Below are 14,744 nucleotides of genomic sequence, written 5' to 3'. Positions count from 1 at the left end.
TCATGACCACTGCAGTGAACACCTCCCGCCCGAACGCACCGGACGGCGAACCGCTCCTCAGCGTCGCCCACGGCCCGGCCGCCCCGGCGGACGGCTGGGACGTCCTGGCCCGGTTCGAGCACTGGGTCCGCCATGAGGCGTCCGCGACCGCCGTCGAGGACGGGGAGCTGAGCTGGACCTATGCCGAGCTGGACGCCCTGGCCGAGCGGGTCGCCGACGCGCTGCGCCCCCGGGTGCGCCCCGGTGACCTGGTCGGGGTGTGCCTGGACCGCTCCGCGGCCCTGGCCGCGACGGCCGTCGCCCTCGCCCGGCTCGGCGCCGTCTACCTCCCCCTCGGCCCCCGCCCCGGCGACCGGCGGCTCGCCGCCGTGACGGGCGGGCTCCGCGTGAGCGCGCTCGTCGGGGCACCCGAGGTGCTGCCCGCGGCGTACCCCGCCGCTGAGCGGCTGCCGCTGCCCCTGCCCGTCGCCGGGGCCGACGCGGCGGAGGCCGTCGCCGCGTTCGCCCCGCGCGACCGGGCGGCGGGGACGGCCGCGCCCGAGGGCGCCTTCTACGCCGTGCTCACCTCGGGCTCGACGGGGACGCCCAAGGCGGTCGCGGTGGACGGCGCCGCGCTCGCCGCGCGGCTGCGCTGGTATCTCGACCGCGTCGGCGCCCGCCCGGGCGACCGGCACAGTCTGCTGGTGGGGGTCTCCTTCGACCCGCACGTCCTGGAGCTGTGGGCCGCCCTGTGCTCCGGCGGCGCGCTGAGCGTCGCACCGGACGAGGTGCGCTGGGACCCCGAGGCGCTCACGGACTGGTGGCGGCGGGCGGCGGTGACGGTGGCGATCCTGCCGACGCCGCTCGCGGAGACCGTGTTCGAGCGGCCGTGGCCGCGGCTTCCCGCACTGCGTCACCTCTCCGTCGGCGGCGACCGGATGCGCCGGACGCCGGCGGCGGACGTCACCGCCCTGGTGGACAACGCGTACGGCCCCGCGGAGGCGACCGTCCTCGCCACCGCGCACGCCCTGAACCCGGCGGGCGGGGCGGACGGCGACGGCACGGCCGGCGAGGACGCCGACGCGCCGCCGCCCATCGGGCTGCCGCTGGACGGTACCGTTGTCGGGGTCGCCGACGCCTCCGGGCGCCTCGTGCCCCGGGGCGAGCCCGGTGAACTGCTCCTCGGCGGCGCCGGGCTGGCGATGGGCTATCTGGACGAGGAACTGACGGCCCGCCGCTTCGTGGCACCGCCGGCGGGCATGACCGGCACCGAGCGGGTCTACCGCACCGGTGACCGGGTGCGGATGCGGCCCGACGGCGTGCTGGAGTTCCTCGGCCGCCTGGACGACCAGGTCAAGGTGCGTGGCGTGCGCATCGAACCGGCCGAGGTCGAGGCGGCCTTCGAGCACGATCCGCGGGTCCGGCGGGCGGTCGTCGCGGCGACGACCGGAGCCGACGGCGCGGTACGGCTGATCGCGTACGTCCTGCCCGTCCCGGGCGGGCGGCCCCCGGCCGGGGCGGAGTTGCTGGCGGCCGTGCGCGACTGGCTGCCCGAACAGGCGGTACCGGCGGCGGTCCGGTACGTCGACGCCTTCCCCCTCGATGCCAACGGCAAGGTCGACCGCGCCGCGCTGCCGGCCGGGCGGGCGCCGCGGCAGACGGTTCCCCCGGCGGCCACGGTGCCCACCGCGCACGCCGCTTCCCGTTCGGAGGAGTTGGTGCTGCGGCTGTGCCGCGCGCTGCTCGACCGGCCGGACATCGGCCCGGCGGACAACTTCATCGGCAGCGGCGGTGACTCCCTCGCCGCCGCGCGGCTGCTGGCCGCCCTGGAGGAGGAGTGCGGCGTGCGGCTGCGGGCACCGGAAGTGCTGCGGCAGCCCGATCTGCGCGGCCTGGCCGCGCTGCTGGACAGCAAGCGGACGGACGCCCCCGCGCAGCCGGCGCCCCCGGCGGCTTCGGCGCCGGTGACCGCGACCGCGCCTGCGGCGGTCGCCGCGGCGGCCCCTGCCGACGGCGGTGTGCTCGGGCGGGTGGCCGACCGTGCCGAGGCGTCACCGCGCGACCTCGCCGTCCTGGACGGCGATCTGACGCTGACGTACGGCGAGTTGACCACCGCCGCCCGGCGGCTGGCCCGTGTGCTGCGCGACCGGGGCGTAGGGACCGGCACCCCGGTCGGGCTGCTGATGCCGCACTCGGTGGGCGTCGTCGTCGCCCAGCTCGCCGTCTGGTGGGCGGGCGGCCACTATGTCCCCCTCGACCCCGCGTACCCCCGGCCGCGTACGGACGCGATGCTGGCCGACGCCGGGGTCACGCTGACCCTGGGCGAGAAGGACCTGCTGGAGGCCGCGGGCATACCGGCGGGGCAGCAGCTCGCCCTCTCCCCGGCCGGGATCGCCGACACGAGTGCGCAGTGGCCGGACGAGGACCTCCCGGCGCTGCCCGGCCCCTACGACCCGGACGCCGTGGCGTACGTGATGTACACCTCGGGTTCGACGGGCCGCCCCAAGGGCGTGGCGATCACCCACCGCGGGGTGGCCGGACTGACCGTCGCCCCGGACTTCGTGACGGTCACCCCCCGGGACCGGGTGCTGTTCCACTCGGCGCAGACCTTCGACGCGGCCCCCTTCGAGGTCTGGGTGGCGCTGGCGAACGGTGCGGCGGTGGCCGTCTCCACGGCCGACCGGCATTCGCTGGAGGGGCTGGCCCGGGACGTGGAGCGGCTGGGCGTCACCGTCGCCCTGCTGACCACCGCGTTCTTCCACCACCTGGCCGACCGCCGGTCGTCGGTCTTCGACGTGCTGCGCGGCGTGCTCGTCGGGGGCGAGGCGATGTCGGCCCGGCACGCGCGGAGCGTGCTGCGCTCGCATCCGTGGCTGGAGCTGGTCCACGGGTACGGGCCGACGGAGGCCACGACCTTCGCCACCACCCATCGGGTGCGGGACACCGACTGCGACGGCCCGCCGCCGATCGGCCGCCCGGTCGCCGGGACGACGGCGCACGTCCTCGACGCGCACGGCGCCCCGGTGCCCGCGGGCACCCGCGGGGAGCTGTGGCTGGGCGGCCCCCGGATCGCCCGGGGCTATCTCGGCCGGCCCGACCTCACGGCGGAACGCTTCGTCGACCACCCGGCCGCCGGGCGGATCTACCGCACCGGTGACCTCGTGTCGGCCCATCCGGACGGCGTGCTGGACTTCCACGGCCGGACCGACGACCAGTTCAAGATCCGCGGCTTCCGGATCGAGCCCGGCGAGATCGAGCACGCGCTGCGGACCCACCCGCGCGTCGCGGACGCGGCCGTCACCGTGCTGCGGCCCACGCCGGAGGACGCGCGTCTGGTCGCCTTCGTCGTCCCCGTCGACGGCGGACACCTCACGGTCGCCACGCTCCGCGCCCACCTGGCCGAGCGGCTGCCCGCGCACCTGCTGCCCAACGGCTGGTCCGTGGTGGACGGTCTGCCGCTGACCGCCACCGGCAAGGTCGACCGCCGCGCGCTGGCCGAACAGCCGGTGCCCGGCATCCCGCAGCCCGCCGGGGCCGCGGAAACCCCGGCCGCGCGGCCGGCGTTGTCCCCGATCCAGCAGACCGTGGCCGAGGCGTGGGCCCGGGCGCTGGACCGCTCGGTCGACGCCCCGGACGCCGACTTCTTCGAACTCGGCGGCCACTCCCTGCTGGCCCTCGGCATCGTGGACGACGTGCGGGAGGACGTCGGCGTCGAGCTGTCGCTCGCCGAGTTCTTCGCGGCGCCCACGGTGGCCGGACAGGCCGCGCTGATCGAGGAAGCGCTCCTCGGCCGTTTCGGAGCGGACGTCGACACCGATGGGGAGGAAGGCCGATGACCGCCGTCCCCGACGCCGCCCGCCAGGAGGCGCTGCTCCGTCTCGCCCGGCAGCGCGGGCGGACCGCCGCCGCGACGGGCCGGGCGTCCGCGCCGGCCGGCGGGGCCGGAGGCCCGGCGCCGCTCTCGCACGCCCAGCACCGGATGTGGCTGATGGACCGGCTCGGCCAGGGCGGCGCCCTGTACAACGTGCCGTTCGCGACGCGGGTGCGCGGCCCCCTCGACCTGGACGCCCTCGCCGAGGCCGTCACCGCTCTCGTGCGCCGCCACGAGGTGCTGCGCACCCGGTACGCACACGACGACGGCGAGCCGTACCAGGAGGTGATGGCGGCCGGGCCGGTACCGGTCCGGGTCGTGGACGCCACGGGCGACGGCAGTGCTGAGCTGTCCGCCGAGGCGGCGCGTCCGTTCGACCTGGGCGCCGGGCCGCTGCCGCGCGTGCTCTGTGTGCGGCACGCGCCCGAGGACCATACGGTGCTGCTGACGTTCCACCACATCGCGGTGGACGGCGGCTCCCTCGACCTGATCATCCGCGAACTCGACGCCCGATACCGGTCGGCCGTGGAGGGCCGGGACGGGGAGCCGGACGGGGCGGACACCGACGCGCCGCAGTACGCCGACTTCGCCCGCCGGGAGCGCGCGGAGTCGGCCGCGACGCTCGACACGGGGCTGGCGTACTGGACGGAGCGGCTCGCGGGCGCCCGGCCCGTGCCGCTGCCCCGGCCCGCGGTACCCGGCGGCCGCGGCGAGGGCCACGTCCTCACCACGCCCCTGACGCCGCGCACCCTCGAAGGGCTGCGCGGGGCGGGCCGGGACCACAAGGCCACGCTGTTCACGGTGGTGCTCGCGGGTGCGTTCGCGACGCTGCTGGAGACGACCGGCGGCGAGGACCTCGTCATCGGGTGCGCGAGCAGCCACCGCGACCGGGCCGGGTGGCGGGATCTCGTCGGTCTGTGCGTCAACACCCTCGCGATCCGCACGGACCTGTCCGGCGCGCGGGACTTCGGGCAGCTGCTGTCGCGGGTGCGGGACGATCTGCTCGAAGCGCACCGTCACCGCGACGTCCCCTTCGACCTGGTGGTCGACCGGCTCGGTGCGGCGGCCCGGGACGGCGACGGCAATCCGCTGGTGGGCGTCACTGCCGACGTGCTGCCGAAGCCGTCGGGGCTGCGCCTCGCCCGTACGGAGTGCGAACCTGTCGACATCGACCTGGGGACGGCCAAGTTCGGCCTCGGCTTCTACGTCGCGGAGGCCACGGACCGCACCGGGCCGCGCGCTCTGGTGCAGTACGACCGGGGGCGGCTCGACGAGGAGACCGCGCGGGGGCTGCTGGACGCCTTCGCCGCGCTCCTCACCGAGGCGGCGTCGGATCCCGGGCGGCCGCTGTCGCGTGGGGCGGCCGACCGCGTGGACCGCCCCGTGGACGGGATCCCCGCCACGCCGCTCGGTGCGCGGGGCGAGGCCGTCATGGCGGTGTTCGGCGAGCTGTTGGGCGAGGACCCCGGCCCCGACGGCGACTTCTTCTTCCTGGGCGGGCACTCCCTGCTCGCCGTCCGCGTCGCGGAGCGGCTGCGGGAACGGCTCCGCCTGCCGCTGACGGGACTGGACGTGCTGGAGCACCGCACCCCGCGCGCGCTCGCCGCGCTGCTGGACGAGCGGGCGGAACAGCGGCGGCGGACGGCCACGGCCGCCGGCGGGGCCGCTCGCCGGGGGCCCGTCAGGACCGGCACGGTCCTGGTCACGGGCGGCACCGGTGGCGTCGGGGCCTTCGTCCTGCGGGAGTTGGCGGCCCGGGGACGGCCGGTGCGCGCGCTGGTGCGGCCCGAGTCGGCGCACCTGGTGGCGGGCGAGGGGATCGAGGTGGCCGAGGGCGATCTCGCCGACCCGCGGAGCCTGCGGGACGCGTTCACGGGCGTGGACGCGGTGATCCACTCCGCGTGCACGTTCACCTCGCCCGAGGTGGACGTCGCGGCGATGCGGGCGCTGCTGGACGGCTGGCATCAGGGCGCGTTCGTCTTCGTCAGCAGCGTGGACGCGTACGGCAGGCCGCCGGTGGTGGAGGTCACCGAGGACACGCCGTCCGCCGAACCGCTCACCGCGTACGGGCGGGCCAAGCTCGACTGCGAGCGGATGCTCTGGGAGGCGGCGGGCACCGGGGGGCGCGGCGGGGCGACCGCGGTGCGCGCGCCGCTGGTGTGGGGGCCACACCCCCGGCTGCGCGATCAGCTGAAGTGGGGGGCGACGGGGGCGCTGTTCCAGGCCGCCCGGTCCGGGGAACCGGTCGTGCTGCCCGCGGCGGGGCCCGTCCCGGCGTCCGGCGACACCTGGTCCGGGGCGCCCTGGGCGCACGCGGCCGCCCTGGCGCGTGCCCTGGTGACCTGCGCCGAACGTCCCGCGCACGGCATGGTGAACGCCATCGGCGGCCATGTCGGCTGGGAGGAGTTCGCGACCGAGCTGAACCGGCTGCTCGGGAGCACCGGCGGGATCCGCCCGGCGGCCACGACGGCCTCCGTGCCCCTGCTCCACCGTCACCGCTACCGTGCGGAGGCCCTCGCGGAGGAGCTGGTCGAACGGCCGGGTGAGGACTGGCGCTCGGTGATCGCGGCGATGCTGGAGCACTGACGCGCGCGGACGGACGGTCCCCAGGGGTGGCGGTGACGAGACCGCCACCCCTTCGGCGTCGGCCCGCGGTGAGAATATGCGCCGCCCTGCGAGAGCGGAGCAATTCCTTGCTGAATACACCGGCATTGCCGGGCCACTTCGGGGAATCAGCATCACGGAAGGGTGTATTCCCATAGTCGGCCGTAAAGGAAGCCCGATCACGGGCGAATCGACCGACGGGTAACTTCCCCGGGACGCAAGGGTAATCGGCCCAAAAGAGAGCCAAAGCCCCTGCCCAGAGAGGCCGTGTCGGGAGGGGCGCAAGGGAATTCATGAATTTCCCGGAGGCGGGAACGATATCGACGGTCCCGCCGTCTGATGGAGTGTGCCCGAATGCGCGCGGCCCGGGGTGTCGTGCGCGCGGGAAGGGGGCGTATGGCATGGACGAGGAGCGAAGTCCATTGCTGGCCGGACGTTACCGGATCGTCGAACGGCTCGGCAGTGGCGGCATGGGTGTGGTGTGGCGCGCCATCGACGAACTGCTCGACCGCGAGGTCGCGGTCAAGGAGGTCCGGGCGCCGGAGCACCTGCGCGAGGCGGACGTCCGGCTGCTGTACGCGCGGCTGAAGCAGGAAGCCCGGGCGGCCGCCCGGATCAGCCACCCGTACGTGATCACCGTGCACGACGTGGTCGAGCAGCAGGGCCGGCCCTGGATCGTCATGGAGCTGGTGCGCGGCAAGTCGCTGGCCGACGTGCTGGAGGAGGAAGGGGTGCTCCAGCCCAAGGAGGCGGCCAGGATCGGTTCGATGGTGCTCCAGGCGCTGCGCAGCGCGCACGCGGCCGGGGTGCTGCACCGTGACGTCAAGCCCGCCAACGTCCTGATCGAGGAGAGCGGCCGGGTCGTGCTGACCGACTTCGGCATCGCCGTGGTCGAGGGTTCGGGCGCCCTCACCCACACCGGCGACATCGTCGGCTCCCCCGACTTCCTCGCCCCCGAGCGGGCGATGGGCCAGCGCCCCGGCACTCCGTCCGACCTGTGGTCGCTGGGCACGACCCTGTACGCGGCGATCGAGGGCCTGTCGCCGTTCCGGCGCACCTCGGCACTGAGCACCCTGCAGGCGGTGGTGCAGGACGAGGCGCCCACGCCGCGGCGGGCCGGCCCGCTCACCCCGCTGCTCGAAGGGCTGCTCCGCAAGGACCCGCGGGACCGGATGGGCGCGGTGGAGGCCCAGCGGCTCCTGGACTCCGTCGCGGCCGGGCGGCTCACCGAGCCACCGGGCTGGGCGCGTTCGGACACCGGGGAGTACGTCCGTACGGCCGTCGCCGCGCCCTCCCCGGCGCCGGTGCCACGGCCTGCCCCGGCACCCGCCCCGGCACCCGTGCCGTCGCCCGTCCCCGCCCCCGGGCCCGTGCGTCATGCCTCGCCCGCACCGCCCGTCCCCCGCCCCCACGGTGTCTTCGGGCCGCCCACCCCGCAGCAGCCCGAGCGGCCGTTCCCCGGTCCGCAGCGCCCGCACCGCCCTGCCGGGCGCCGGAAGTCGATGGTGATCCTCGGCCCGGTGCTGGCGTTCCTGCTGGCCGGCGGAGCGGCCACCGTCGCGGTGATCGCCACCCGTGACGACGGCGGCTCTCCGTCGGGCGGCACCGGTGGGACGGTCGCCGAGACCAGCCGGCCGTCGGACGGCACGTCGGGGGGCCAGCCACAGCCGCGCCCGTCCACGACGCCCGGCGCGCGGGAGACGCCCGCGGCCACCGCGCCCGTCACCGGGCCGACACGGAACCCGGGCACGACGTGCGCGCCCGGCGGCTGGGTCCCGACCTGCGGATACGGCTGAGGGAAGGCGGGGGGCGGGGACACACGAGGGACACGCGTGGCGAGGCAGGCTAGGGGCTCCGGTGACGGGGTCCGGGGGAATCACTGATCACCGACATCACAGTCCGGCTTTCGGGGGTGCGCACATGCGGCTGGGGTCCTTTCCATACTTTCCCTACGGAGTCACCGAGCGCGAGACGGGCGGGCCGGGCACCCGGCGTGTCCGCAGGCGCAAGCAGCTGCTGCGCGCCGTCGCGCTGCTGGCCGTGCCCGCCCTGATCGGGGGCACGGGCACCCTGGGGTGCACGGGCCCCCAGAAGAAGAAGGCGGCCGAGCTCGCCCTGGAGGCCGTGGGAGTGGTCGGCGCCGCCCCGTTCCTCACCGGCGCGGGTACGGACCTCAAGGGGGTCGGCTCCGCCCGCCGCGGCGGCGAGCTGGCCGGTGACAGCCGCGGCGCGTTCGGCGGCACCCGTAACGTCGCGCACTGCGACAAGGCGGCCCTGGTCAAGGAGCTCACACGGGACAGCGTCAAGGCGAAGGCCTGGAGCTCGGCCCGCGACATCGACCCCCGGGACCTCGCCGCGCACATCGACAAGCTGACACCGGTGGTCCTGCTCCACGACACGCTGGTCAAGAACCACAACTACAAGGGCAACGGCGAGATCACCGGATATCTGTCGGTCCTCCAGGCGGGCGTCGCGGTGCTCGTCGACTCCTACGCGCGGCCGGCCGTCAAGTGCAACTGCGGGAATCCGCTGCGCCAACCGGAGACCAACGTCGACTACAAGGCGTCCTCGTACACGGGCAAGCGCTGGGAGGGCTTCGCCTACGTCCAGATCACGGTCATCAAGGAACGGCCCAAGGAGAAGGGGCCGCTGACGTCCGTCCCGCTCGTCGATCCGTACGCGCCGACCAAGGGCTTCGACCGCGGTACGGGCTCCGACGGTTCGAAGGACTCCCAGCCGTTCCCCGTGCCCACCCCGTCGGCCCTGCTCCCCACGCCCACGGGCGGCGGCAGCGGCACTCCGTCGCCGGAATCGGGCAAGCCCTCCTCACCGGCGCCGTCCGCTTCCGCCCCGGGGTCGGGGGCGCCCTCCTCACCGCCGGGCTCGGGAACGCCGTCCAAGGGGACAGCGTCCAAGGGAACGTCGTCTCCGGGCACGTCGTCCAAGCCGCCGACCGGCACCGGGCCGTCGTCGGTCCGCCCGCCGACGGCCTCGAAGCCTCCGAAGGCCACCGCGGCCGTGCCGACGGCACCGGCCGTGCCGTCCGCCCGCCCCAAGCCGCCGTCCGCGGCGTCCTCGTCCGTGCCGAGCGGCAGGCAGCCCACCGGGGGGCGGCTGCCGACGGCGAGCGGTCAGGACCGGCCGCCGCAGAAGTCGGTACAACCGCCGCAGACACCGCCGCGGAACACCGGGCAGGCCCCGCCGGCGACCAAACCGGTGAACCCGCCGACGTACAAGCCGACGTACAAGCCGGTGGACCCGCCCAAGCCTCCGCCGCAGTCTGCCGCCAAGCCCCCGGCCGACCGGCAGCCACCGCCCGCGCAACCGCCCACCGCGGACAAGCAGCTGCCGCCCGCGCCCCGCACCCCGCCCAAGGCCGAACCGCCGAGCACGTAGGCGGCCCCGCCGGTCAGTGAGCCGTGCCGCCGGGCATCACTGACCGGCGGCACCGGAGGCCTCGGACAGCCGGTCGCGCGCGAGGGTGAAGTGCCGGTCGGTGATCTCGTAGGTGGCCGAGGCGTACAGGCCCAGGGCGCGCTTGGCCGGGTCGGGGTGCGGATTGCGGTAGAGGGCCTCGGCGAGGTCGCGCAGCTCCAGCATGACCGGCACGGCCGCCCCGAGCAGCGCCGGATCCTCGGTGTAACCGCGTTCGAGGACGACGAGCAGCCGCGCGTACACCTCGTTGAAGTGGTCGGCGGCCCGGCGCACGGCGCTGCCGGGCGGGTAGTGCGCCACCTTCGCCTCGGGGTCGATGGGGTAGGTGTGCTGCCAGGCCACGTCCATGGCCGGGCCGGTCGGCCCGGAGCGCGGGGTGTCGTGCGGGCCGTAACTCCGCTCCTGACGGATCTCGTTGAACCGGAAGTAGTGGGCGACCTCTCGGGCCTCGCCGAAGAGCCGGTCGTCGGTGTCGTGGATGCCCCCGGCCGCGCCCTCGCCCTGCTCGGTGATGACCCGCAGGGCCTTGAGGGCGGACGGCAGGTCCGTGACCGCGAAGACCTCGCCGCCGGAGTTGTAGAAGTCCTTCGGGCCGGCCTGCCGCGCGGGGTCGCCGCAGAAGAGCTCCGCCTCGCCGAGCCTCCTCGACAGCCGGATCACCCCTTCGCGGATGGTGTTGTAGAACTGGCCGATGGAGGTCCAGCCGTCGTCGTCCGCCACGGAGGGGTGACCGGGCGGCTCGGCGACGTACTCCGGCCGCTCGATGTACAGGAAGGTGTCCAGCGCCTTCGTCCCGAAGTGCCGCAGCGCGATGGGGACCTCGTCCCGGCTGAAAGGCAGCCGGGCGGGGTAGCCGGTGACGAACCGCGAGTTCGCCACCAGGGGGGTGCCGCCCGTCGCGTTCAGGAGGTTGGCGACGAGCGTCATGTGCAGCATTTCCTCGAGCACCACCGCCCGGACGGCGAAGTGCGCGGGCCGGTTGGTGCCGGGCGGCAGCGTGTACATGGCCGTCAGATAGGGCGGGACGGTGAGGTGTTCGAGGGTCAGTGCGGCCTGGAGGAACAGATGCAGCTCCGCGCGGTCGCGCGGCACCCGGAAGGGCGGTTCCTCGACCACCGCGAGGTCGGCGGAGATGTCGGTGCGCAGGGCGGATCCGCTCTGCCCGGTCAGCGGGCCGGTGGCCGTCATGGGCGTCCCTCCGGGACGGGGGCGGTACGGACGGTCAGGGGCCGGCGCAACTCGCTCAGCTCCCGGTGGATCCGCTCGCTGCTGCGCAGGGCCAGGGCGGCCATGGTCAGCGAGGGGTTGGCGGTGCCGACCGAGGGCATGCTGCCGCAGCCGACGGCGTAGAGGCCCGGGTGGTCCCAGCAGCGCTGCCAGGGGTCGACCACGGACGTCTCGCGGGAGGCCCCCATCACATGGGTGCCGGCTCCGTGGCCCGCGCCCTGGTAGACGAAGTCGCGGCCCTCGTAGCGGAAGTGGCCGGGGGCGAAAGGCCCCGGGCCGTAGGCGGTGTGGTCCTCGGCCTCGAGGAGCCCGAAGATCTGGTCGGAGACGGCCTTCGCCGCCGCCATGCCGCGCTTGACGCGATCGGAGAGGTCGTAGGTGACGACGGGGCGCGGATTGCCCAGCAGATCGCGGTGGAGCGGGTCGATGGTGACCCGGTTCCGGCTCTCGGCCTCCTGCTCCATCTCGAATTGCAGGGCGAACTGCCGGCTGACGCCCCGGCCCAGTTCGTCGCGCAGCGCAGCGCCGAACAGCCCTCGCCCGCGCGGTGCCGCCGGGTCGCCGCCCATGCCGAGCAGCCGGGCCACGTCGGCGCCGGGTGAACCCGTGGGCCAGCTCCACCCCCAGTTGGCGATCACGATGCGGAAGGGCGCGCGGGTCCGCCGGCCGGCTCCGGTGCGGAAGCCCTCCAGGCCGGACGTCGACCCGGGGCCGCGGAACGGCCCGACGGGATGGTTCATCAACCCCCAGGTGAGCAGCACCGGGTGGTCCATCAGATTGCGCCCCACCTGGTCACTGCGGGTGGCCAGACGGGAGACGAGCAGCAGCTTGGCGTTCTCGATGGCGTGCGCGGCCAGGACGACGACATCGGCCTCGGCGGTGCGGGTGACGCTCGCGGGGGCGGCGGGGTCGTCGTACTCCTGGTACTCGACACCCCGGGCCCGGCCGTTGCTCGTGGTGAGGACCCGGCTCACCACGGCGCGGGTGACGAGGGTGACGTCACGGCTCCAGGCCGCCTGGGTCTTGAGGGGGGTGTATTTCGCCTGGGCCGGGCAGATCGGCGTGCAGGAGGCGTTGCCCACGCAGCGCTCACCGTAGTTGGGCAGCCCGGCCGCGCCGACCGGGCGGTAGCCGCGGCCGCCGTCGTAGTCCTCGTGGGGTGTGCTGTTGCGGGCGTGCGGGGTGGTGACGACCCGCAGCGTGGTGTGCGGGGAGCCCGGCTTCTCCTGGACGGCGTGTCCGTCGAGCCGGGCCGCCAGGACGTTGTCGAGGTAGCTGCGGGGGATCTCCCGCATCGGGTAGACGTAGCCCTCGGGGAACGGCAGGCCGATGGCGTCGGCCTGCTCGGCCGCGTCCCCGGCGACACCCAGCTCCCGCTCGGCCGCGCGGTAGTGGGGCTCCAGGTCGTCGTAGCCGATCGGCCAGTCCCGGCCGTAGCCGTAGCGGCTGCGGACGGCGAAGTCGTCCGGGTGCATGCGGGGCGTCAGCCCCAGCCAGTGCAGACCGGTGCCGCCGGCGGCGCGCAGATAGTCGGAGTTGTAGGGCAGGGCTCCGCGCTGGACGAGGTAGCCGGAGGCCCGGTACCCGCCGCCGGGCAGGCCGCCCACGTGGAGGACGTCGGGGGACGGGGCGACGGCGTTGGGCCGGTAGGGGGAGTTGGGCACCTTGGCCACGGCGGACGCGAAGGTGTTCAGCGCGTCGAGATGGCCGGGCCATGTGTCGAGGGTGCCGGTGCCCGCCTCCAGGACGAGCACGCGCCACCCCTGGTCCCCCAGGCGCTTGGCGACGAGGCTGCCGGCCATCCCGGCGCCCACTACGATCACGTCGTACCGGCGCCGGCCGGCCAGTGACGGGCTGTTCATGTGGCACCTCCCGTGCCGTGGGCCGGGCAGTCGGGCCGGGCGAGGGGCGGGGCCCCGGGCGGCGGATCGGCCCAGGTGCCGAAGCCGGGGGCCTTGGCGCCCGGCGGGTGACCGTGGAAGGTCCGCCAGACCAGGCCCTCGGGGTAGGCCTCGGGGGCGGCCGTGAAGGCGGTGTTGGCCTTCTCGCGGCCGAGCGCGCGGTGCACGGACCGGGCGAGCGCGGGCCATACCCCCAGGTACCACAGATGGGTGACGGCGCGGGCGATCTCGCGGGAGGTCTCGTCGACGAGCCGGTCCGGGTCTCCCCCGGCGGCCGCCAGGTCGTCGATGAAGCGGCCGACGGCCTCGCGGCCCACCTGGTCGACCGTGGTGTCGTGGTACAGCTGGGCCATTCCGGTGGCATACAGGTCGAATGCCGTGAATCCGGTGAGGCGTTCGGAGATGTCGATGAACCCCGCCACGGGCGGGGGCACTTCGACGGACTCGTCTTCAAGTGCCGTTCGATCGAGCTCGGGAATCATGCGTGACCACCCCTCCAAGGGACTGCCCGCATATTCTTGCCGAAGAGTCCATAGCGGGAGAAGAGGGGTGAACCACCTTTATCCGGAATGGAGTTGGCGGAATAGTCGATTCTGGACAGCCACCTCCGGCTCAGGGGTTCGGCCGGGCCACCGCGGCCTCCAGCAGGACGCGTGCGGCCTCCTTGGCCCGGAGCGCCGGCTCGGCATCACCGGAGATCGCGGCCGTCACGATGGCGCCCTCGGCGAGCAGGGCGAGCTGGTCCGCGAGCGCGGCGGGGGCGCCCGCCCCGGTCACCAGGCCGGTGAGGTACCGCCGGAAGGCGTCCTTGTGGGCGCGGGCGAGCGCCGCCACCGCCTCCGATCCGGCGCCGAGCTCCCCGAAGGAGTTCACGAAGGCGCAGCCACGGAAATCGGGCTCCCCGAACCACTGGTGGAGCCAGTCGAAGACGGCCAGGACCCGCTCGGCCCCGGCGGGCCGGGCGTCGGCGTAGCGCGCCAGCGCGTCCCGCCAGCGGGCGTCGCGCCGTCGCAGACAGGCCTCGACGAGGGAGTCCTTCGACGGGTAGAGCTGATAGAGGCGCTTGAGGGAGACTCCCGACGCGGCACGGATCGCGTCCATGCCCACCGCCTGGAGCCCCCGCCCGTAGAAGAGCGTCCCGGCGGCGTCCAGCACCCGGTCCTCCGGCGTCGCAGCTTCCGTTGCCGTGGTGTCCATTGCCGCTCCCACCTCGCGTCTTGCCCGAGAACCATCGTTCTCCTAGGCTACCGGACAGCAGGGAGAACGATCATTCTCCGCGTGGAAGGGGAAAGTCATGTCCGAGCAGAGGCCGCCGCTCCCGCCGTTCACCGCCGAGTCCGCCCTGGCGAAGGTCCAGGCCGCCGAGGACGCCTGGAACAGCCGCGATCCCGAGCGCGTCGCCCTCGCCTACACCGAGGACTCACAGTGGCGCAATCGCGATGTGTTCCTCAGCGGCCGGGCGGCGATCGTGGACTTCCTGCGCGCCAAGTGGGAGCGCGAGCACGGCTACCGCCTGCGCAAGGAACTGTGGGCGTACGGCGACGACCGCATCGCCGTGCGCTTCACGTACGAGTGGCACGACGACGAGGGCCAGTGGTGGCGCAGCCACGGCAACGAGAACTGGGAGTTCGACGGGAACGGTCTGATGCGGCGCCGCTACGCCAGCATCAATGATGTGCCGATCGCCGAGGACGAACGGCACATCGCCGTCTGACGGGCTCGCCGAC

At 74.7% G+C, this 14,744-nt stretch carries 9 protein-coding genes; 5 read left to right on the top strand and 4 right to left on the bottom strand.

Translation table 11 applies throughout. The annotated features are described in order from the left end of the window. Positions 1 to 2: 2 nt before the first annotated feature. From JO379_RS30690 to JO379_RS30675, 4 genes are all read left to right on the top strand, one after another. Positions 3 to 3,815 carry an amino acid adenylation domain-containing protein gene (locus JO379_RS30690; protein ID WP_245381593.1) on the top strand — a complete coding sequence of 1,271 codons (3,813 nt, stop codon included), beginning with the start codon at positions 3 to 5 and terminating at the stop codon, positions 3,813 to 3,815. Then, entirely contained in the window at positions 3,812 to 6,436 is a 2,625-nt protein-coding gene (locus tag JO379_RS30685; RefSeq protein WP_209518003.1) for a condensation domain-containing protein, read from the top strand. Before JO379_RS30690 ends, JO379_RS30685 begins: the two co-directional genes overlap by 4 nt. A 419-nt stretch (positions 6,437 to 6,855) precedes the next feature. Further along, positions 6,856 to 8,250: a serine/threonine-protein kinase gene (locus JO379_RS30680; RefSeq protein ID WP_165451655.1), complete on the top strand. Its 1,395-nt coding sequence runs from the start codon at positions 6,856 to 6,858 to the stop codon at positions 8,248 to 8,250. Positions 8,251 to 8,374: 124 nt separating this feature from the next. Then, on the top strand, positions 8,375 to 9,850 hold the full coding sequence (locus tag JO379_RS30675) for a DUF6777 domain-containing protein (protein ID WP_209518001.1): 1,476 nt from the start codon (positions 8,375 to 8,377) through the stop codon (positions 9,848 to 9,850). A 36-nt stretch (positions 9,851 to 9,886) separates the two neighbouring features. On the opposite strand, the gene JO379_RS30670 is transcribed toward JO379_RS30675, so the two are convergent. The 4 genes from JO379_RS30670 to JO379_RS30655 all read right to left on the bottom strand — a co-directional run bounded on the left by JO379_RS30670 (position 9,887) and on the right by JO379_RS30655 (position 14,214). Further along, positions 9,887 to 11,077 carry a ferritin-like domain-containing protein gene (locus JO379_RS30670; protein WP_209517999.1) on the bottom strand — a complete coding sequence of 397 codons (1,191 nt, stop codon included), beginning with the start codon at positions 11,075 to 11,077 and terminating at the stop codon, positions 9,887 to 9,889. Then, positions 11,074 to 12,978 (bottom strand): GMC family oxidoreductase, encoded by a 1,905-nt coding sequence (locus tag JO379_RS30665; RefSeq protein WP_209517996.1) that lies wholly within the window; start codon positions 12,976 to 12,978, stop codon positions 11,074 to 11,076. The genes JO379_RS30670 and JO379_RS30665 overlap by 4 nt, the downstream gene beginning before the upstream one ends. Continuing rightward, positions 12,975 to 13,499 (bottom strand): hypothetical protein, encoded by a 525-nt coding sequence (locus JO379_RS30660; RefSeq protein WP_130880939.1) that lies wholly within the window; start codon positions 13,497 to 13,499, stop codon positions 12,975 to 12,977. The genes JO379_RS30665 and JO379_RS30660 overlap by 4 nt, the downstream gene beginning before the upstream one ends. 130 nt (positions 13,500 to 13,629) lie before the next feature. Beyond that, entirely contained in the window at positions 13,630 to 14,214 is a 585-nt protein-coding gene (locus tag JO379_RS30655) for a TetR/AcrR family transcriptional regulator (RefSeq protein ID WP_209517994.1), read from the bottom strand. A gap of 97 nt (positions 14,215 to 14,311) precedes the next feature. On the opposite strand from JO379_RS30655, the gene JO379_RS30650 reads away from it, so the two are divergent. Further along, entirely contained in the window at positions 14,312 to 14,731 is a 420-nt protein-coding gene (locus tag JO379_RS30650) for a nuclear transport factor 2 family protein (RefSeq protein WP_209517993.1), read from the top strand. Positions 14,732 to 14,744 lie beyond the last annotated feature (13 nt).

The sequence above is a fragment of the Streptomyces syringium genome (assembly GCF_017876625.1).
In the GTDB taxonomy this organism is placed as follows: Bacteria; Actinomycetota; Actinomycetes; order Streptomycetales; family Streptomycetaceae; genus Streptomyces; species Streptomyces syringius.
This window is presented reverse-complemented; position numbering and strand designations above follow the sequence as displayed.